Source organism: Streptomyces sp. NPDC090025 (assembly GCF_044748125.1).
Classification (GTDB): Bacteria; Actinomycetota; Actinomycetes; order Streptomycetales; family Streptomycetaceae; genus Streptomyces.
Map to the genome: position 1 here is coordinate 195698 of NZ_JBIVFL010000002.1, position 20545 is coordinate 216242.

Annotated in this window: 12 protein-coding genes and 1 pseudogene; 9 read left to right on the forward strand and 4 right to left on the reverse strand. The window is 72.7% G+C overall.

All coding sequences use genetic code 11. From position 1 onward, the window contains the following. Positions 1–29 precede the first annotated feature (29 nt). From ACIPXM_RS06890 to ACIPXM_RS06905, 4 genes are all read left to right on the forward strand, one after another. Entirely contained in the window at positions 30–1592 is a 1563-nt protein-coding gene (locus ACIPXM_RS06890) for a TIGR02677 family protein (protein WP_401652788.1), read from the forward strand. Further along, entirely contained in the window at positions 1589–2836 is a 1248-nt protein-coding gene (locus ACIPXM_RS06895) for a TIGR02678 family protein (protein ID WP_401652790.1), read from the forward strand. The genes ACIPXM_RS06890 and ACIPXM_RS06895 overlap by 4 nt, the downstream gene beginning before the upstream one ends. Before the next feature lie 83 nt (positions 2837–2919). Next, positions 2920–6969 (forward strand): TIGR02680 family protein, encoded by a 4050-nt coding sequence (locus tag ACIPXM_RS06900; protein ID WP_401652792.1) that lies wholly within the window; start codon positions 2920–2922, stop codon positions 6967–6969. Further along, complete coding sequence (locus ACIPXM_RS06905; RefSeq protein ID WP_401652794.1) at positions 6966–8198, forward strand: TIGR02679 family protein; 1233 nt, start codon at positions 6966–6968, stop codon at positions 8196–8198. Before ACIPXM_RS06900 ends, ACIPXM_RS06905 begins: the two co-directional genes overlap by 4 nt. A gap of 92 nt (positions 8199–8290) precedes the next feature. Here ACIPXM_RS06905 and ACIPXM_RS06910 read toward each other — a convergent pair whose 3' ends face one another. From ACIPXM_RS06910 to ACIPXM_RS06920, 3 genes are all read right to left on the reverse strand, one after another. Next, the gene (locus ACIPXM_RS06910; protein ID WP_401652796.1) at positions 8291–9151 is read right to left on the reverse strand and encodes an NAD(P)H-binding protein; all 861 of its coding nucleotides are present in this window, start codon (positions 9149–9151) and stop codon (positions 8291–8293) included. 90 nt (positions 9152–9241) lie between these two features. Further along, positions 9242–11107 carry a serine/threonine-protein kinase gene (locus ACIPXM_RS06915; protein WP_401652798.1) on the reverse strand — a complete coding sequence of 622 codons (1866 nt, stop codon included), beginning with the start codon at positions 11105–11107 and terminating at the stop codon, positions 9242–9244. A 139-nt stretch (positions 11108–11246) separates the two neighbouring features. Then, positions 11247–12773 carry an alpha/beta hydrolase gene (locus ACIPXM_RS06920; protein ID WP_401652800.1) on the reverse strand — a complete coding sequence of 509 codons (1527 nt, stop codon included), beginning with the start codon at positions 12771–12773 and terminating at the stop codon, positions 11247–11249. 314 nt (positions 12774–13087) lie between these two features. Between ACIPXM_RS06920 and ACIPXM_RS06925 the strand changes: the two genes are divergently transcribed. Beyond that, a complete protein-coding gene (locus ACIPXM_RS06925) occupies positions 13088–14404 on the forward strand; it encodes a sensor histidine kinase (protein ID WP_401652802.1) in 1317 nt (438 codons plus the stop codon). Next, positions 14405–15074, forward strand: a pseudogene (locus ACIPXM_RS06930) (response regulator). A gap of 82 nt (positions 15075–15156) precedes the next feature. Here ACIPXM_RS06930 and ACIPXM_RS06935 read toward each other — a convergent pair. Next, a complete protein-coding gene (locus ACIPXM_RS06935; protein WP_401652804.1) occupies positions 15157–16113 on the reverse strand; it encodes a pyridoxamine 5'-phosphate oxidase family protein in 957 nt (318 codons plus the stop codon). Positions 16114–16583: 470 nt separating this feature from the next. On the opposite strand from ACIPXM_RS06935, the gene ACIPXM_RS06940 reads away from it, so the two are divergent. The 3 genes from ACIPXM_RS06940 (at position 16584) to ACIPXM_RS06950 (ending at position 20390) form a co-directional block, all read left to right on the forward strand. Further along, positions 16584–17534 carry a helix-turn-helix domain-containing protein gene (locus ACIPXM_RS06940; protein WP_401652806.1) on the forward strand — a complete coding sequence of 317 codons (951 nt, stop codon included), beginning with the start codon at positions 16584–16586 and terminating at the stop codon, positions 17532–17534. Positions 17535–17631: 97 nt separating this feature from the next. Next, the gene (locus ACIPXM_RS06945; protein WP_401652808.1) at positions 17632–18426 is read left to right on the forward strand and encodes a class I SAM-dependent methyltransferase; all 795 of its coding nucleotides are present in this window, start codon (positions 17632–17634) and stop codon (positions 18424–18426) included. After that, positions 18423–20390 (forward strand): AMP-binding protein, encoded by a 1968-nt coding sequence (locus ACIPXM_RS06950; RefSeq protein ID WP_401652810.1) that lies wholly within the window; start codon positions 18423–18425, stop codon positions 20388–20390. Before ACIPXM_RS06945 ends, ACIPXM_RS06950 begins: the two co-directional genes overlap by 4 nt. The last annotated feature ends 155 nt before the right edge of the window (positions 20391–20545 follow it).

The window sequence follows — 20545 nt, forward strand, 5'->3', positions numbered from 1 at the left end:
CGGAGAACGGTCCGGAAGGATGGCAGGCGATGGACATGACTTCTCCCCTGGCGGAGGGCCCGCCGGACGGGTACGGGCCCTTCGCGCATCTCACCGCCCCGAACGTCCTGCTCTACCGCTCGGTCATGCGCGCCTTCCTCGTCGCCAAGGAGCGGTTCGCCGTACACCTGCGCCCCGAGGACGCGTACGCCGGGCTGCCCGCCGCCGTGCGGCCCAGTGAGCTGGAAGGCGTCGTCGGCGCGCTGGACAAGCTGGTCGAGTGGGGGAACCTGCGCGCCGACCCGGACACCGGGCGGGTCACCGCCGTCGAGGACTTCTACCGGAAGCGGTTCATCTACCAGCTCACCCGGGAGGGCGAAGCGGCCGAGGAGGCCCTGTCCGCCTACGACGAGGCGCTCGGTCGACGGGGTGCGCTCCAGGCCGTCGCACTGCACGACATCGTCACCCAGCTCCGCGCCCTCCTCGTACTGGCAGCCGAGGAGGAGCCGGATCCGGCCAAGACGCATCTCGCTCTGGACGGGCTCGCCAGCCGGTTCGGGGCGCTGGCCGACAACGCCCGGGCCTTCATGGGCTCCCTGCAGCGGACCATCGACCTCCACGACGTGGGGGAGGAGGTCTTCCTCGCCTACAAGGACCAGCTCATCCAGTACCTGGAGCGGTTCATCCAGGACCTCATCACCCTCGGCGGCCGCATCGCCCGGCTGATCCTGGAGCTGGAGGAGGGCGGGAGGATCGACCTCCTGCTGCGCGCTGCCGCCGCCCGCGAGGCCGCCGACGCCACGCCGCAGGAAGCCAGGTACGCCGAGCAGGCCGCGTACCAGCGGTGGGCCGACCGGTGGACCGGGCTGGCGGCCTGGTTCCTCAGCCGGGACGGCCGGGAGTCGCAGGCCCGGCTGCTGCGCGGCCGGGCGCTCGGGGCCGTACCCCAGCTGCTGGCCGTCGTGCGGTCGCTGAACGAGCGCCGAGCCGGTCGGTCCGACCGGTCCGCCGACTTCCGTACGCTCGCCCGCTGGTTCGCCGAGGCCCCCGACGACGACGCCCGGCACCGGCTGTGGCGCACCGCCTTCGGGCTGTACCCGGCCCGGCATCTCACGGTGGACGCCGAGACGCTGGCCGCCCGCGTCGCACGGCCCGATCCCGCATCCACCTCATGGGCCGACGCCGAGCCGCTGCGCATCAGCCCGCAGCTGCGCCGTACCGGCAGCTACGAGCGGCGCGGCAAGCCCCGCAAGGTGGAGGACCGGCAGGAAGCGCGCCGCAGGCTCGCCGAGGTGGCCGTCAAACAGGCTGCGGAGATCGCGGCCGCGCGGGCCCGGCTGGTCACCGACGGCATCACCCGGCTTTCCGGGCTCGGCGAGCTCGACCCCGTCAGCTTCCGGCTCTTCCTCCAGCTGCTCGGGGACGCCCTGGCCACCTGGCGGCCCGGCATGACGCACACGGTGGCCACCAGCAACGACGGGTCCATGGAGATCCGGCTCACTGCCTTGGCCGACGGCTCCGCGGCCGAGGTCCGCACGCCGGGCGGCATCTTCCGCGGCCCTGACCACACCATCGAGATCATCGATCTGGCGGAAGGAGACGACGGACCGTGAGCACTCCGCACGCCGAGGTGCTGGACGGGCAGCATGCCGCGGAACTGCGCAAGGCCGCCCGGACTCTGCTGAAGCAGCCTCTGCTGCTCGCCGGTGGCGCGTACGCCGACGAGTTCCGTCTCGTCCGGCGACACGCCTCCGACCTGCGCGAGTGGTTCGACCGCAACACCGGCTGGTCCCTCCAGGTCGACGCCGAGACCGCCCGGCTGGGCAAGATCCCGGCCCACCTCGCCGACGCCACCCACCCCGCCCGCGAGGCCACACGCAGCGCCGCCCCCTTCACCCGCCGCAGGTACGTCCTGCTCTGCCTCGCCCTCGCCGCCCTCGAACGCGGCGAGGCGCAGATCGCGCTCGGCCGCCTCGCCGATGAGGTCGTCCTCGACGCCGCTGATCCGCAGCTGGCCGCGACGGGCATCCAGTTCACCCTGGACCGCCGCGACGAGCGCCTCGACCTCGCCGCCGTCGTACGCCTTCTGCTCAGCCTCGGAGTACTACGGCGCGTCGCCGGCGACGAAGAGGCGTACGTCAGCGGCGCCGGAGACGTCCTGTACGACGTCGAACGGAGGGTGCTCGCCGGGCTGCTCGCGACCCGCCGCGGCCCGTCCACCATCCGAGCCGCCACGTTGGACGAGCGACTCGTCGGGCTCACCGCCGAAACGGCCCTCGACAGTGACGAGCTCCGGTTCCGCGCGATGCGCCGCTCGCTGACCCGCCGACTGCTGGACGACCCCGTGCTCTACTACGACGAACTGACCGACGCCGAGCTGGGCTATCTCACCCGCCAGCGCGGGTTCCTCACCGCTCGCATCACCGAAATGACGGGCCTGGTGGCCGAGGTCAGGGCCGAAGGCATCGCCATGGTCGACCCCGACGACGACCTCACCGACGTCCGTATGCCGGAATCCGGCACTCACGGTCACGTCACCCTGTTGCTCGCCGAGTACCTCACGGGAGCCGAAGGTGCGGTCGTCTCCACGGCAGACCTCGAGCGTCGCGTCGTCGGACTGGCCGGCGAGCACGGAGGCTTCTGGGCCAAGTCGGCCCGTGAACCGGGAGCCGAGGGAGAGCTCGTGGAGCAGGCCGTCAGCCGGCTCGCCGCTCTCGGTCTGGTCTCCCGTACCCCTGATGGGGTGATGCCACGCCCGGCGCTCGCCCGGTACGCGGTCGGCGAGACCGTCGTACTCGAACCCCGCACAGTCGGCACCGCTCAGGTGCCCGGACAGCGAAAGGCCCACCAGCGTTGACCCCCCGTGCCGTACTCCCGGCCCCCGCGCGCGCCCGCTGGCAGCCCCTGCGGATCGGTCTTGTCGATCTCTTCCATTACGACGTGGAGGAATTCCACTTCCGCGACGGGCGGCTGCTGCTGCGGGGAAACAACGGCACCGGCAAGTCCAAGGTGCTCGCCCTGACCCTGCCCTTCCTCCTCGACGGGGACCTGAGCGCGCGCCGGGTGGAACCCGACGGAGACGCCGGGAAGAGGATGGAGTGGAACCTGCTGCTCGGCGGAGAGCACCCGCGCTCCGAACGGCTCGGCTACACCTGGGTGGAGTTCGGCCGCCGCGACGAAGTGAGCGGTGAGGAGCAGTTCCGTACGCTCGCCTGCGGGCTCAAGGCCGTCAGCGGGCGCGGTATCGCCCGGCACTGGTGGGCGGTGACCACCCAGCGGATCGACCACGCGCCGGCCGGAGCGGAGCGGAAGAGGCCGGAGGAGGCGCTCAGCCTCCTCGACACCACCGGCACGGTGTTGTCCCGGGACCGGCTCATCGAGGCGGTCGCGGGCCACGGGATGGTCTACGACCAGGCCAAGACCTATCGCCGAGCCGTCGACGAGGCGCTCTTCGGGCTGGGGGAACAGCGCTACGGCGCCCTCGTGGACCTGCTCATCCAGCTGCGCCAGCCCCAACTGTCCAAACGCCCCAACGAAGCCGCCCTCTCCCGCGCCCTCACCGAAGCGCTCCCGCCCATGGACCAGGCCGTCATCGCGGATGTGGCCGAGGCATTCCGCTCCCTGGACGAGGAGAAGGAGGAACTACGGGCCGCCGGCGCGGCCGAGCGCGCGGCTTCCGCGTTCCTCGACCACTACCGGCGCTACGCACGCATCGCCTCCCGCCGCCGCGCACGCCTTCCGCGCAGCGAGCACTCGAAGTACGAGCAACTGCTGCGCGACCTTGCCGAGGCACAGGCGGAGAAGTCCGCGGCGGAGGAGGAGCGGGCGGCGGCCGACGAGCGGATCGCCGCGCTCACCGAGACGCAGACCCGGCTGGAGGCCGTCGACGCGGCCCTGCGCGAGGGTCCGGAGATGCGCAGCGCACGTGAATTGGAGCGGGCCGCGAAGGCGTTGGAGCGGTGCGGGCAGGACAGCGCACGTGCCCGCGCCGACCAGGAGGAGGCCGCGCTGCTGCACACCCGGGCACTCGGTCGCCTCGCGGCGGCGGAGAACCGGCTTCAGACCGCCGGGAACCTGGTCAAGGACACACTGCGCCTCGCGCGCGAGACTGCAGAGACAGCACGGCTGGACCTGCCCGGGGACGAGGGGCTGACGGTGGCCGAACTGCGCGCCGCCGTGACCGAGGCGACCGACCGACGGCACCGCGCCCTCGCGCACGTCGAGGAGCTCGCGGACCGGGCGGAGGACGCGGTGGCCGAGCGCCGGGCCGCCGCACTGCGGCTCGACGAGACGGAATCCGACCTGGCCCACGCCGCCGAGGAACAAGACGCGGCCGACGAGACCGTGGCGGCCGAGGGCCGGGCCTTGGTGGATGCCGTGCGTGAGCACGCGGGCCGGTGCGAAGAGCTCGTTTACGCCGATCCGGTCGGACTGCTGGACGAGCTCCAGGAGTGGACCCGGCACCAGGACGGGCCCTACCCGGCACGCCGGCACGGATCGGACGCACACAGCGCCACGGCAACGCTACTCGCCGACCAGACGGCGCAATCAGCGCAGCGCAGAGCAGTACTGGCGGCCCGTTCCCAAGACGCGGAACAGGAGCTCGCCGAGCTGGAGGCGGGCGGCCGCCGTGGACCGCTGGCCCCGTACACCCGGGACCCCGGTCTGCGGGATCAGGCACCCGGCGCCCCACTGTGGCGGCTGATCGACTTCCGCGACGACGTCACGGACCGGGAGCGCGCCGGTCTGGAGGCGGCCCTGGAGGCGGCGGGGCTGCTGGACGCGTGGGTGCGCCCCGACGGCGCGGCTCTGGCGGCGGCGGACGGCCATGACGTACTCCTCGACGCGGGTACGGCTCCGGTCGACGGGCCGTCGCTCGCCGACGTGTTGCGCCCGGCCGTTGACCGCGGTGATGCCCAGGCGTCCGACGTGGGCGAGGAGACGGTGGGCCGGCTGCTCTCGGCGATCGGCCTGGGCGCGGTCGGCGGGGACACCGAGACCGGGTCGGCGGGCGACACGTGGGCCGCTCCGGACGGACGCTACCGCGTAGGCGTCCTCATCGGCCGGTGGGCCAAGCCTGCGGCCGAGTACATCGGCGAGGGCGCCCGGGAAGCCGCGCGGCGCACCCGTATCACCACCCTGCGCGCCGAACTCTCCCTTCTCCAGGGGGAGGTGGCATCCGAGGGCGTGCACGCGCAGGCTCTGGATACCCGTCGCCGTATGCTCGACGTCGAACTGGCCGCGGTGCCCGACGACGGGCCGCTGACCCGGGCGCACGCCCGCGCGGCGGCTGCCGCCGACACCGCGCGCCGGGCCAGGTCCCGTCGTGAAGCACGGGCCGCCGAAGCGCAGGCCGCAGCCGAGCAATCGGAGCTGGCGAGCGCCGAGCTCCAGGAGGCCGCCGCTGACCTCGGGCTGCCCCCGGACCGGGCGGCGCTGGCTGTCGTACGGCAGGCCCTCGTCGATCTCGCGGCCGTCGTGGCCGCGCTCTGGCCCGCCCTGCGCGAGCGAACCGAAGCGGCACGGCAGACGCAGGAGGAGCATGAGGAAGCCGGCCGGGCAGGCGAGCGCACCGCCGAACTCGTCCTGCGTGCAGAGGATGCCGCGCGCGAGGCGGCAGCCGCGGACGAGCGACTCACCACGCTGCGCTCGACCGTGGGTGCGGCCGTGGCCGAGCTGGAACGGCGGCTGGCGGAGACCGCGGAGGCATTGCGCGGCTGCGCCGTCGACCAGCGGTTGGCCCAGGACCGCCGCACGGAGGCGGACCGGCAGGCCAATCGGACCGAAGGCCGGATCGAACAGCTGGAGAAGGCCATCACCGAGGCTGCCTCCGCGCGCTCCGAGGCCGTCGCCGCCCTCCAGCGCTTCACCGCCACCGGGCTGATCACGGTCGCGCTTCCCGAACTCGCCGTGCCGGGAACCGCAGACGGCCCGTGGGCGGCCACTCCGGCCATCGCCCTCGCCCGTTCCCTCGAAGCGGAGCTGTCGACGACGGATGACTCGGACGGTGCTTGGGAGCGCGTACAGCGGCGTCTGAGCGAAGAGCTCAAAACCCTGCAGGACGCGCTGTCCCGGCACGGCCATACCGCCTCGGTCCGGATGGTCGAGGACGGGATGATCGTCGACATCGTCTACCAGGGCCGCGAGCGCGCCGTACCCGAACTCGCCGATGCACTGGCGGTCGAGGTCGGCGAACTCACCCGCATCCTCTCCGCGAACGAACGCCAGATCCTCGAAACCCACCTCATCACCGAGGTCGCGGGCACCCTTCAGGAACTGATCACCACCGCCGAGCGGCAAGTCCTCGCCATGAACGCCGAACTGGAGGACCGTCCCACCTCCACCGGCATGACCCTGCGCCTGGTGTGGCGGGCCTCCCGCAAGGCGCCTGTCGGCCTCGCCCAGGCCCGTGGACGACTGCTCCAGACCGCCGACGCCTGGGCTCCCGAGGACCGGGCCGCGGTGGGGGAGTTCCTGCAGACGCAGATCGCCCGTCAGCAGACCGAGGACGCGGCCGGCAGCTGGCTGGAACACCTCACGGCGGCCCTCGACTACCGCTCCTGGCACGAGTTCGCCGTCGAGCGGCAGCAGCACGGTCGCTGGGTACCCGCCACCGGTCCCGCTTCCGGCGGCGAACGCGTCCTGGCGGTCTCCGTACCCCTGTTCGCCGCGGCCTCCTCGCACTACGCGAGCGCGGCCAGCCCGTACGCGCCACGACTCGTCACCCTGGACGAGGCCTTCGCAGGCGTCGACGACGACTCGCGCGCCAAGTGCCTCGGCCTCCTGCACGCCTTCGACCTGGACGTGGTCATGACCAGCGAACGGGAATGGGCCTGCTATCCGCAGGTACCGGGCATCGCCATCGCTCAGTTGTCCCGCGTCGACGAGGTGGCCGCCGTTCTGGTCACCCGCTGGGAATGGGACGGCACGGCTCGTACCCGTCACGAGGACCCGGTGCGCATGCCGGACCCGGAGCCCCTGTGGACGTGAACGGGACTCCGATCGACGAAGCCCGATTGCGCCGCCTCCTCGGCGGGCCCGATCTGGCCTGGCTGCTGGAGCGCGTACGACGCCGCCTTGAGCGCGGACAGTCCCTCACTGGACCCGTTTCCCTGGCCGCGCCGACCCCGGCCCAACGGGCCGCGGCCGAGCGGCTGCTGGGCCGGTCTCCGGGTGGCGGCAGGGCACTGACGGTCCGGCTCGACGCCGTGGACGCCGTACTGGTCAGATCGGGAATCAGCCCTGAGGGCCTGAGGGCGGCCGTGACGACACTCATCGGGCCCGTCGTCCCTCTCGAAGAGGCCCGCCGGACCGAGGACCAGGTCTGGGACGAGGCCTATGCTCCGCTCACCGCGCTCGCCGGTGAGGTTCCGACCCTCGCGGAATGGGCCGGCCGGGTACGCGAGGACGGCCTTGTGCGGCGTCTCGCCCGTACGCTCGAGGCCGCCCGACCGCTGCTCGAACAGGTGGCTCGCGTCCTGCGGGAGCTGCCGGCCGAGCCGCCGCGCTCCCTGTCCGTGTTCGCCGCGGACATCCTGGGCAGCGCTCACGCACTGGACGACGGGACACCCCAGGCGACGCTCTGCCTCTCCGGCATCCGTGCCCTCACCGGACATCCGGACGGGGCGGGCGCTGCCTGGCGGCGGGCCGCCTGGGCCTCCGCCGGCCTGCTCCGTGACGACGTCTCCTCCACGGTCCTCACCCTCAATCTCCGTGGGACCCCCGCTCTGGACTGGATGGCCGATGTGGGGGAACCGTGCGTGCTCACCCTTCGCCAGCTCGCCCTCCGTCCGCCCCGGACCGCGCCGTCGGTGGTCCACGTCTGTGAGAATCCCGCCGTTCTGTCGGCCGCGGCCGACACCTACGGCCCGGACGCCCTCCCGCTGGTCTGCCTCCAGGGCCAGCCCTCGGCTGCCGCCCTGACCCTCCTGGCACACCTCCACGAGCGCGGTGTCGCCCTCCGCTACCACGGCGACTTCGACTGGGGCGGCCTGCGCATCGCCACAACGCTGCACCGGCACGTGCCGTGGCAGCCGTGGCGCTACACGGCCGACGAATACCGTGCGGCGGTAGCCGCTGGAAGCCCTGCTCCCTCGCCTTTGACCGGGACGGCGGCCCTGTCGCCCTGGGATCCGGATCTGACGGCTGCGCTCGCTGAACACGGCGTGCGGATAGAGGAGGAGGCTGTTCTGGACTCGTTGCTGGCGGACCTCGGGTAGGACGCGCCATGTGGAATGCGTGGCGATTCTGGAGCCGGCGAAGTAGCCGCTTCAGCCTCATGCCGACGGTCGACGGCGGGCTGCGGGCGGGTTCAGCGGTGCCAGGTTCCGTTCGCCGCGGTTCGGAGTGCGTACTCCTCGAAGGTGCGGGGTGGGCGGCCGAGGAGGGTGGCGACGGTGGGCGTGGGCTCGGCGAGCAGGCCGCTGTCCAGGAGGGTGAACATCTCGGCGACGTGGCGGGCGGCGGGCTCGGGCCAGCCCGTCGCGGTCAGGGTGCCGACGTAGTCGGCCGGTGAGATCTGCCGGTAGGTGAGGGGGCGCCCGGATGCGCGGGCGATCAGGTCGACGGCCTCGGCGAAGGTCAGGGCGCGGGGGCCGGTCAGTTCGTGGATCAGGCCCGTGTGGGGTGCGGGGTCGGCGAGGACCGTGTCCGCCACGTCGGCCACGTCCTCGACGTCGATGAACGGTTCGGGGACCGCACCGGCCGGAAGGGCCAGCTCGCCCGCGACCAGCGGGGCGTGGAAGAGGTCCTCGTCGAAGTTCTGGTCGAAGTTCGACGACCGCAGGATGGTCCAGCCAAGCGCCGAGCCGCGCACGGCCTCCTCGGCCGAGCGCATCTCCAGGCCGAACGTCGAATCGCCCCAGGAGTCGGCGCCGCGCCCGGACAGCAGCACCAGGTGCCGGACACCGGCGGCCCCGGCCCGTACGACGAACTCGTGCATCGGGCCGGGCACCGGCGGCGGCACCACGTACACGGCGGCGACGCCCCGCAGGGCCGCGTCCCAGCCGCCGGGGTCGGACCAGTCGAACCGGGTCCGGCCGGAGCGGGAGGCGGCGCGCACCGGGGTGCCGCGCAGGCGCAGGCGGGCGGCGACGCGTCGGCCGGTCTTGCCGGTGGCGCCGAGGACGAGGACGGTGTCGTTGCTCGTGGCAGCGGGCATCTGATCGGTCATGGCAGTAGTCAACGGTCCCGGCCGCGAGGAAAATCCCTCACGACCCGGGGCCGATCGGGTGTGGCGAGCGCCCCGAAGGACATGGGTGCGTCACCTGTCGGGTCGGCGGACGAACTCCCACGTCCGCGCACCGTGCCCCAGCGTCAGGACGCCGGAGCCGGAGAGGACGTACTCGCGGGCACCGGTGGGCGCCAGACCGCAGGGATCCGTCGAGCCGCGTCGCTGCACCGGCCGTGAGACGAGCCCGGTGTCGCTCACGAACACCAGGATCTCCTTCCAGGCGCAGTGCTTCCCCGCGGACTTGTCCCAGCCCGTCACGAAGACGTCCCCGGTCTTCGCCTGCGCGAGGGTGACCTGGGCCGTCGGGTTCTTCTCCGCGCCCTTGGGCACCCACTGCCCCAGGTACTTCTCGGGCACCGGAGCATCGCCCGCCCTGGCCTTGAAGAGAACGGCCTTGTACGTCCCGTCGTCGGTGGCGAAGTCGAGCCTTCCGTCCTTGCGGGTCTTCAGTGTGTACGACGGCAGGAAGGCGCAGGAGCCGCTGGCGAAGGGGTTCTCGCTCCGGGCGTCCCCCAGGGCGACCGAGCCCGTGGACGCCTTCCTCGGTTCCTTGTTCACCACGCAGAGCGAGGCGCCGGTGAGGAAGAACGACCTGGCGACCGTGCGGCCCTGCTCGTCCTTCTTGAACTCGACACGGACGCGCGTGTCGCTCAGCGGCACGCCCTCCCACGCCCCGAGGAAGGCGTCGGGTACGGTCACCGGTTTCCCCGCGCTTCCGTCCTTCCCGCCGCTCCCACCCGCGTCCGTGGCCCTCTCACGCCAGGCGTTCGCTGCCACCACCCCGCCGACGGTGAGGGCCAGCACCCCGACGACGGCCATCGCGGCGAGGAGTGGTCGGGATCGCCGGGAAACTCGCTGCGCGGGCGGGGTGTCCGGCCGCGCGTCGGTCGGCTCCTCTGCCAGGGCCACCGCCGGAACGTCCGGTCGCGTGGGCACGGGCGCATCGGGTACGTCCGGTGCCCGTTCCTGCGCGTCCAGGTCCAGCAACTGCGCCGCGTGCCTTCCCAGTTGTTCGAGCACCACGCCCGGCAGCCACGGCCGCACCTCCTCCCCGGCGGCGGTGCGGGCCACGACCTCGTGCGGTGCGGGCCGACGTCCGGGCTCCTTCTCCAGGCACTGGCGTACGAGCGGGAGCAGGCCGTCCGGCACGCCCGCCAGGTCCGGTTCCTCCTCGATCACCCGGAGCAGCTGCGCGTGCGCCCCCATGGCGTGGCCGCCGAACGGGGGCCGTCCGGTCGCCGCGTACGCGAGGACGGAACCGAGGCTGAACACGTCGCTCGGCGGGCCGACTTCGAGGCCCCGCGCCTGTTCGGGGGACATGAAGGCGGGCGAGCCGACGACGATGCCGGTGCGGGTGCGGAAGGCGTCGTCGGACACGGCGCCCGGGGCGCGGGCGATGCCGAAGTCGATCAGCCGGGGGCCGTCGACGGTGATCAGGACGTTGGACGGCTTCAGGTCCCGGTGCACCAGACCGGCCCCGTGCACGGCCTCCAGCGCGAGCGCGAGCCGGTTCGCCAGGGTGAGCAGGGTGTGTTCCGGCAGCGGGCCGTGGTCGTCGGCGACCACGGCCCGCAGGTCGGGACCCGGTACATAGCCGGTCGCGACCCAGGGCGTCGCTGCGCTTATGTCGAAGTCCAGGACCGGCGCGGTCCAGGGGCTGCGCACCCGCCGTGCGGCGTCGACCTCCCGCGCGAACCGCCGCAGGAAGTCGTCCTGTCCGGCGAACTCGGCCCGTACGACCTTCACGGCGACGGTCCGCCCCCCTGCGGACCGCGCGAGGTACACGCGGCCCATACCTCCTTCTCCGAGCACCCCGAGGAGGCGGTAGGGCCCCAGCGCCGGTGGATCGTCCGGGCTCAACAGGTTCATGCGAGGACGATACTGAGGGAAGGACAAGCGGGTTGAGCATGGCTCATCGCCGTACCGGACATGTGGCTGGTTCCTGATCCGGAACGCTCGCTTTCGGCCGAGCCCGAGTCGGAGTTCGAGTCCGAGTCCGAGTCCGAGTCCGAGTCGGGGAGGGCGTCCGTGCCCGTCACCTGTGCGACTCCGCCGCGCACGCGCGGTCGTGGGCCGGGCGCCGCCCGTCGGCCAGGAACGCGGTCACCGTGCTCTTCGCGCACGTGTTGCGGCCGAACGGGTAGACGCCGTGCCCGCCTTGGTCGACGGTGACCAGCGTGGCCCGGTCGCCGAGCGCCCGCCGGAGCTTCAGTGCGCCGACCAGGGGAGTGCCCGGGTCGCGTTCGTTCTGCACCATCAGGACGTTCGACGGGCCTCGGTCGCCGATCCGCACCGGCGGCTCGACCCGGCTGTCCGGCCAGTACGCGCAGGGCTTGATGTTGCCGGTGATCCCGCCCAGGAGCGGGTACTTCAGCCGGTCGGCGGCGGCATTGCGCTGGTAGTCCGCGACCGCGCCGGGCCAGCGGGAGTCACCGCAGCTCAGATAGAAATGAGCGGCCAGGAAGTTCTCCGGGATCGACGGCGGCGCGGGCAGCGGTTCGCCCTTGTCCAACGCCTGCCAGTCCTTGGCCAGTTGGGGCAGCAGGCCCTCGACGTACAGGCGGTCGAACGTCACCCCGCGGAACAGCGTCCCGTCGATGCCGCCGACCGGCTCCGCGTCCAGCCGCTTCGCGAGCTCGAAGAACTTCGCGGTCACCTGGCGCGGTGTGCTGCCCAGTTGGTACTCGGGGTGCGCCGCCGCGTACGCCGCGAAGTCCGGGAACCGGTCCTCCATGCCGCGTCCGAGCAGCCGGAAGGCCGCCAGGTCGTAGCCACCGGGGCCCATGTTGCTGTCGAGCACGACGCGATCGCTCTGCCGGGGGAACAACGTCGTGTAGACCGCGCCGAGATAACTGCCGTAGGAGGCGCCGAGGTACGAGATCCTCGTCTCGCCCAGGGCCGCCCGGAGCCGGTCCATGTCGCGCGCGGTGTTCGCGGTGGTGATGTACGGCAGCATCCACGCGGTCCGGGAGGCGGCGCACCGTTCGGCGACGGCCCGCGCGTTCGGTGCCTCCCGGGCGACGTCGGCGGCGGTGTGCGCGTACGGCGGGAAGTTGCCGCGGGCCTGCTGCTGCGGTGTCAGATCGCAGGTCACCGGTGTGCTGCGGCCGACCCCGCGCGGGTCGAAGCCGATCACGTCGTACGCGTCGAGGACGTCCTTCGGCAGCCCGGCGGCAGCGAGCTGGGCCGGGTAGTCGAGCCCGGAGGCGCCGGGACCGCCCGGGTTCGTCAGCAGCACACCACGGCGTTTCGCAGGGTTCTCGCTCGCCAGCCGGGAGACCGCGATCTCGATCTGCCGGCCGCCCGGATCGCGATGGTCCAGCGGGACGCCGAGCGTCGCGCACTCCAGTCGGGACGCGACGGAGCTCCGCGAACCGGCTGCCTGTGGCGGACAGGGGGTCCAGCGCAGGGAGTCCGGTGTCGTCGCTGCCGGGGCGGTCCGGGTCGCCGCCGTCGACGCGCTCGACGCGCTCGACGCGCTCGGCGTGACGACCGTCGCGACCGCTGTGAGGGTCGTGGCGGCGGTGGCGGCGAGGGCGAGGGAAAGGATCTTGCGTCGCATCTGGGGTCCTCTCTGGGGGTCCGTCGGGGTGGATTCGGGGTGGACGGGGTCGCGCGCCGGAGCGGCCCGGGGGCGGGCGGACGGCCTGGCGGGTGGATGGGTCGGCGCTGGCGGGCTGGCGCGCTGATGGACTGACCGGGTGACGGGCTGACGGGCTGACGTACACGAGTCTGTTCACCCGCTGTCATCGGCACATCGGTCCGGCGGCTCCAGTCGTCTTCGACCGGAGTCGAAGGTGCCGTACGACCAGGGGCGGAGGCGGGAACCCGCCCACGTCCGCCGCACCGACCGCGCCGGTTCGCCACAATGGCCGGATGGACGAGGACGTCGTGCCACGGCCCCGGGGGTGGCGGCAGAGCCGGCAGCGGAGCTGGCGGCTGGTGGCGGCCGCGGCGCTTGGCATCCCGTTCTGGCTCGCCACCGGGGCGGCGCTGCCTCCGGGGTGCGCGACCGGCTCGTGCGCGTGGTTCGTCACCGGGGATCCGCTGGTGGCTCTCGGCGCTCTGACGGCGCTTCTGTGGCGGCGCCGGTTCCCGCTCGCCGTCGCGGTGGCGGTCGCCGTCGCGTCGAGCGCGTCGGCACTCGCCACCGGCGCCGCGCTGCTGGCCCTGTGCTCGGTCTCCGCCCGGCGCCGTCCGGCGTGGACCGCGGTCGCCGCGCTCGCCCTCGTCGCCGCCTCGCCCTTCACCTTCTTGATCTACCCGGTCACGGGTCCGCCCGGCTCGATGTGGCGCACACTCGCCCTCACGGCACTGAGCGCGGGCACCGCGGTGGCCGTCGGCGTGGCGATGGGCGCGGTCGTCGGCGCCCGGCGCGTCGAGGTGCGGTCGCTGCGGGAGCGGGCGGAGAGCGCGGAACGGGAACGGGCCGCACACGCGGCGCGGGTGCGGGCCCTTGAACGGAACCGTATCGCCCGGGACATGCACGACGTGCTCGCGCACCGGATCTCCCTGGTGGCCCTCCAGGCCGGAGCGCTGGACCACCGGGGGGACCTCACCCCGGCGGAGAACCGCACCTTGATCCGTGGCATCGCCGACGGCTCCCGGCAGGCGCTTGAGGAACTGCGGGACGTGCTCGGGGTGCTTCGCGCCGAACCGGGCGATCCGGGCGATCCGGGGGAGTCGGGTGACCCGGGTGGCCTGAGGGACCCGGACCCGGATTCGGATTCGGATCCGGGTCGGGGTCAACCGGAGGCGATTCAGCCCTTGTTCGACCGCGTCCCGGACCTGGTGGCCGACGCCCGCGCGTCCGGACTCGACGTCACGTTCACCACGATGGTGGCGGGGCGACCGCCGGATCTCGTCGGAGGTACCTGCTACCGGGTGGTCCAGGAGGGGCTGACCAACGCCGTCAAGCACGCCCCGGGCGCCCCCGTACGCGTCATCGTCGAGGGAACGACCGGCTGTGGACTGCGCGTGCGGGTCGACACCTCACCGGCGTCGACCGCCACGGCGTCGACTGCCACGGCGTCGGCCGCTCGGCCTCCGGCATCAGGGTTCGGCCTGCTCGGACTCACCGAACGCGTCACCCTCGTCGGCGGGGAACTCCGCCATCACCCGACACCCGAGGGTGGATACGTCCTCACCGCGCGGCTGCCCTGGCCGAACGTCATTGCCAGTGAGGAGAGTTGAGTGGTGGGGGAGCGAGAGCCGGTACGGGTGCTCATCGTCGACGACGAACAACTGGTGCGCCTGGCACTGCGACTTGTCATCGACGGCGAGCCGGACCTGACCGTCGTCGCGGAAGCCGCCGACGGGGACTCCGCGCTCACCGCGGTGGCCCAACACCGGCCGGACGTCGTCCATCCGGATGCCCGGCCGTGACGGAGTCAGCGCGACGAGGGAGCTCCTCATGGGGCCGGTGCGCTCCCGGGTCCTGATGCTCACCACCTTCGACTCCGACGACCTGGTGCTCGGCGCGCTGCGCGCCGGAGCCCTCGGCTTCGTCCTCAAGGACAGTCCTCCGGCCCGGATCCTCGACGCGGTGCGCGCCGTCGCGGCGGGGAACCCCGTACTGTCCCCCGCGGCCACCGCCCGCGTGATCGCCGCGGCCACCGGGCCGCGCTCCACCGAGGCCCGCCGCGCGTCCCGCGACGCCGCGCGGGAACGCCTGACCGTGCTGACGGAACGGGAACGCGACACCGCCCGGGCCATCGCGGACGGTCTCGGCAACCCGGAGATCGCCGAGCGGCTGGGGATCGGAGTCGCGACGGTCAAGGCGCACACCGGGAGCCTGTTCGCCAAGCTCGAGGTCGAGAACCGGGTGCAGATCGCGCTCCTGGTCCGCGACGCGGAGGAGTGAGGGGCCGCGGCCGCTTGACCATGGACGGCCGGTTCAGAAGCCTGGCGCCGAGCCGAGCCGAGCCGGCCCGGCCCGGCTCGACTCACCCCGGCTGCCGCGCACCCCGACTCGGCCACTCCGTCGGCGGGTTGAAGACCGACGGCGCCGTCAGCTCCCAGCGGAGCGGCGAGGCATGGCGGATCTCGACCACCCGCTCTACGTCGAAGTCCACGAACTTCAGCGCGCCCGGGAAGGCCGCCGCGCGGCGCGGGTCCCAGTCCACGCTCGCCCGGCCGGTGAGCTGGAGGGTGTGGCCCGCCTCCCAGTCCAGGAAGAGCAGGCCGCAGGCGGGGTTGAGGTGGAGGTTGCCCAGCGTCATGTAGAAGGAGTTGCCCACGTAGTCCGGCCAGGAGACGCGGCGCGGGCCCGCCGTGACGAAGCCGGGGGTGCCGCCGCGGTGGGAGGCGTCGGCGCCGTGGGCGGGGGAGTGGCTGGCGATGAAGAAGGTGTCCGCCGTCGCGATCCAGTGCCGCTGGGCCGCGCTGAGGGTGTCGCCGGTCTCGGCGCGGCCCGGTGCGGGGCGGGTGTCGCCGGCGGTGGCGGTGGCGGGGGAGGGGTCCAGGAGGGTGCGGCGCTGGATGTACTTGGGGCAGTTGCCCAGGACCTGTCCGGCCCGGAAGTACAGCCCCTCCGCCTCGCGCAGCGCGACCCCGTTGAGCCGGACCCGGCGGGTCGTCCGCGGCTCCACCGCCACCATGCCGACCGGCCCGCCCGTGTCGAAGGCGTGCTCCAGCGGATCGCCGGGCACCGGGGCGGCGGCGATCAGCAGGGTGTGCGGGTCGAGCGGCGACACGAACCCGGCGTCCCCGGTGACCATCGACGCCCACAGCGCGCCCGTCGCGTCCTGGCCGCCCAGGAAGAGCATCCGCTGACCCGCCAGGAAGTGGGCGAACGGCGGCTCGATCACATCGCGGAACATGGGGGTGCCCCAGCCCGGATGTCCTTCCCCCGCCCGCCGCTGCACGGCCTGCTCGCCCTCGTGGTACGGCGACCCCGTCATGACTCGTCCCCTCCGCCGCGTCGACCGCCCTGCCGACCGCGCTGCCGACTGTCCTGCCAACCCCGTGCCGCTTGCCGTGCCGGACACGCCGTCCGGCGCCCGAGAACAGCGTCGGGCCCCGCCCGTCCGGCGTCCACCCCGCCTCAACCACCGCTCCGGGCCTGTCGATTGACGAATCGCGCACCAACCGTGACGGAGTTGCGTCCTTTCCGAGGCCCGATCGTGAGGGGCGCCGGGGTGGTCGCCCGACGCATCCGCGCAGCAAGCGCCGGGCGTAAGGGCTTGTCCTCGCGCGTCCCGAGAGACGTCCGGGGGCTTGAGTGGTCCATAGAAACCAGCATCCGGGTATGTTCCAATGTCGGCTATCGGATGCAGGGGGAAAACGGACCCACCATGGGGACGGCTGCCGTGAGGTGCGGCGGCATTGTGCGGAAAATCCCCCGAGTCCTCGGCGGACGGGGGTTTGATCGATGACGCGTGTCGGTGTTCGGGTCGAAAGACAGCCCATTATCCGATTCAACGCGACCGGGCAGTCCCGTGACTGTGTGCAGATCGTCCGAGACCACGACGAAGAGCCGCACGGAACGATCGTGAGCAATCGATTCGGTGAAGTGCGCACGCTTCTCGTCGAGGGCGGTCCGCGTGAAATGATCAGACCCGAAAGGCTCCTGGAAACACACAAGGAGGCATATCTGAGCATCTGTCGACCACTCGTCGGCGAGTTATTAGTGTTCCAGGACGGAAAACACGCGACGGCCCGCGGGGCGCAGCTCGTCTGCTACGACAGCTCCCGCCCCTACAAGGTCATCATGCCGGAACGCTTCCGGGTCGTGACCCTCATGGTGCCGCGCCGCCTGATGGGGCTCACGGCCAAGGACACCACGATGCTCACCGCCCGGGTGTGGCCCGGGTCGCACGGGCTCGGGGCGCTCCTGTCCAACCTCCTGGTCGGTCTCGAGCAGCACGGCGAATCCGTCGACACCGGCATCGACCTGCTGGGCGGCAGCATGGCAGGGTTCGCGGCGGCGCTCTTCGCGGAGCGGCTGCGCTCGATGGCCGAGGAGTCGGGCATCGGCCGGCCGACGCTGATGCTCAGCGTCCAGGCGTACATACGGGAACGGCTCGCCGACCCCGGGCTCAGCCCCTCGGTCGTGGCGCAGCGGCACAACGTCTCGCTCCGCTATCTCCAGAAGATATTCCATGAGCGCGATACGAGTCCGGCCCGCTGGATCAGGGACGAAAGGCTGGCCCGCTGTCGTTCCGAGCTGGCCGACTCGCGTTTCGACCACCTGTCCATCGCGGCCATCGGCGAAAGGTCCGGATTCTTCGGCGCCTCGCATTTCAGCCGTCTCTTCCGGGACCGGTACGGGGTCACGCCCCGCGAGTTCCGCAAGATCCGCGGACTCGCCCTCGCTGAATGACATCGTCGAATGGCCTCGCCGAGTGGTCCCGTCGACTCCCACTCGGTCGGTCTGGTTCGTCCAGGTATTTTTCGCACACTAAGGGAAGGGTAATGCATTGACCAGCTTTGATTTCCCCGGAAAGTACTACGAGATCATGCGTGGCGATTTCCGCGACATCCACGCGGAAACCGAATTCCTGTCCGCCCTGGTACCGGCCGGCGGCCGTGTTCTGGATATCGGCTGCGGGACCGGAACCAACCTCAGGGAACTCGGCGCGCGCGGCTTCTCCGGCCTCGGGATCGACCAGAGCGAGCGCTTCATCCGATACGCCCGCGACACGGCCGCGGCCACCGGTGCGCGCATGCCCGGCGGTACCGACGGTACCGGCGTCGGCTACGCGCACGAGCGGGCCGAGACCTTCACCACCGACGAGCGCTTCGACCTCGTCTACAGCGTCTTCATGACGCTGAACTATCTGCCGCGCGCCGACTTGCGCCAACTCTTGCGCAAGATGCGGGAGTTGCTGCTCCCCGGCGGTCATGTTGTCCTGGAGTTCGGGCATTTGCTGAACTTCGTGGAGGGTTTCCAGCCGCATACGGTGGCCCATCACCGCGGTCCCGACGGCATACTCATCACCCGCCTCGCCCGCCAGTCGGTCAACCCGCACGCGGCGAATTGGCGGAGCGAGGAGACCCTGCTCGTCCGCGAGCGCGACGGCCGGGTGGCCCTCTACGACAACTTCTACGACCAGGCCGTCCTCACCGGACCCGAGGTGCGCGAACTGCTCACCGAGGCCGGGCTGCGCGTCCGGGCGGAGTACGGCGGCTTCCGCAAGGAGCCGGTCCCCTTCCACGGGCGCGGCCCGCTGGTGATCGTGGCGACCGCCGCCGAGGAGGCTGATCACGCATGACGACCCCCGACACCCCCGACACCCCCGACGCCCCCGGCGTCCCCGACTTCGAGGGCGGTCGCGACACCGAGGGCACCCGCACCGCCCCCGACGCCCGGAACCTCTGGGACCTCCGGAACCTCCGGGACTTCCGGAGCTCCCGGAACTTCCAGGACATCTCCTACCTCGACGGCGGACCCGCCGTGGTCGCCGAGGTTCCCGACCTCGGCTCCGCGCTCGTCCGGGCCGCGGCCCGCCACGGCGCCGAGGAGCGCCTCCGCTTCATCGCCCCCGACGGCCCCGCCGACAGCTCCGCCGACGGTGCCGAGCACGGCTCCAAGCACGGCTCCGAGTACGGCTCCGAGCAGGGCTCCGAGCAGGGCTCCGAGCAGGGCTCCGAGCACGGCAGGTCGTACCAGCGGCTGCTCGACGACGCCTGCCGGATGCTCGCGGGCCTGCGCGCCGCGGGCGTCCGGCCCGGCGAGACCGTCGTCCTCCAGGTCGCCGACGACCCCGAGCTGCTCACCGCCTTCTGGGCCTGCGTCCTCGGCGGCTTCGTCCCGATGCCGGTCAACGCCGGTGCCACCGCCGAACAGCGCGCGGCGGCGCCCGGCCTGCTGCTGCGGGTGTGGACCGGCTACGGCGCGCCCCGGGTCGTGACCGGCGCCGGACAGGAGCTGGACCCGGCGGCCACCGCCGACCCGCGCTGGCGGGACGCCTGGGTCGGCACCACCCGCGACCTCCTCACGTACGCCCCCGACCGGAACCGGCACCACGCCGCCACCGACGAACCGGCGGTACGGCTGCTCACCTCGGGCAGCACCGGGGTGCCCAAGGCCGTGGTGCTCACCCATCGCAATGTGCTGAGCCGCACCGCGGCCACCGTCCGGTCGAACGGGCTGAGCGACCGCACCCGCACGTTCAACTGGATGCCCATGGACCATGTGGGCGGCCTGGTCATGTTCCACGTACGGGACGTGTACCTCGGCTGTCACCAGGTGCACGCCCGGTTCGCGTGGATCCTGGAGGACCCGCTGCGCTGGCTCGCCGCGATGGACCGGCACCGCTCGGACACCACCTGGGCGCCGAACTTCGCCTTCGGGCTCATCAACGACCAGGCGGACCGGTGCGCGGGCCGGTCCTGGGACCTCTCCTGCGTGCGGTACATCATGAACGGCGGCGAGGCCGTCCGCAGCGGTGTCGTCCGCCGGTTCCTTGAGGTCCTCGCGCCCTTCGGGCTGCCTTCGGACGCCATGTACCCGGGCTGGGGCATGTCGGAGACGTCCGCCGGGGTGGCCGACTGCGAGTTCTCCGCCGTCAACGCCGGGGACGAGCGGTACGTCCCGGTCGGCCGGCCGCAGCCCGGCACGGCCCTGCGGGTGGTCGACGCGCAGGGCGAGCTGGTGCCGCCCGGCGTCACCGGGCAGCTCCAGGTCACCGGCGCCAGCGTGACCGGCGGCTACTACCGCAACGACGAGCAGAACCGGCAGTCGTTCACCGCCGACGGCTGGTTCAAGTCCGGCGACCTGGCCTACGTCAAGGACGGCATCCTCACCGTGACCGGCCGCGCCGACGACGTCATCCAGCTCGGCGGCGTCACCTACCACGGCCACGAGATCGAGGCCCGGGTGGAGGAACTCGACTGTGTCGCCCCCTCGTACACCGTCGCCTGCGCCGTGACCGTGACCGCGACCACGGCCGGGACGCCGGGTGCGGACGGCTCGGACGGGCCGGCCGAGGAGCTCGCCGTCTTCTTCCACCCGCGCGACGGCGCGACCGAGTCCGAGTCCGAGTCCGAGTCCGAGGCGGTGGAGCGGGTGCGCCGCCGGGTGACGGAGGCGTTCGGCGTCGACCGGGTGCACGTCGTCGTGGTCTCCAAGGAGGACGTGCCGAAGACCGGCATCGGCAAGCTCCGCCGGGCGCGACTGGGGGAGTGGTTCCAGGAACGGCGGGCGGCGGCCCAAGGAGCTGGGGCGCGTTCCTGACCCCAGGTCGTGGGCGCACGGGCGGTGGGGGCGGGGGGGGGGGGCGGGGCCCCCCCCCCCCGGGCCCCCCCCCGGGGGGGCCGGGGCCCCCCCCGCCCCCCGGCCGCGCCCCGCCCCCCGCCACCACCCCCGGGGGGGGCCCCCGGGCCGGGCCC

What these genes read in the sequence shown, in the direction of transcription:
- ACIPXM_RS06890 (WP_401652788.1), top strand. Translation starts at nt 30, where the DNA reads ATGGACATGACTTCTCCCCTGGCGGAGGGCCCGCCGGACGGGTACGGG.
- ACIPXM_RS06910 (WP_401652796.1), bottom strand. Translation starts at nt 9,151, where the DNA reads ATGACCGATCAGATGCCCGCTGCCACGAGCAACGACACCGTCCTCGTC.
- ACIPXM_RS06920 (WP_401652800.1), bottom strand. Translation starts at nt 12,773, where the DNA reads ATGCGACGCAAGATCCTTTCCCTCGCCCTCGCCGCCACCGCCGCCACG.
- ACIPXM_RS06925 (WP_401652802.1), top strand. Translation starts at nt 13,088, where the DNA reads ATGGACGAGGACGTCGTGCCACGGCCCCGGGGGTGGCGGCAGAGCCGG.
- ACIPXM_RS06940 (WP_401652806.1), top strand. Translation starts at nt 16,584, where the DNA reads ATGACGCGTGTCGGTGTTCGGGTCGAAAGACAGCCCATTATCCGATTC.
- ACIPXM_RS06950 (WP_401652810.1), top strand. Translation starts at nt 18,423, where the DNA reads ATGACGACCCCCGACACCCCCGACACCCCCGACGCCCCCGGCGTCCCC.
- ACIPXM_RS06935 (WP_401652804.1), bottom strand. Translation starts at nt 16,113, where the DNA reads ATGACGGGGTCGCCGTACCACGAGGGCGAGCAGGCCGTGCAGCGGCGG.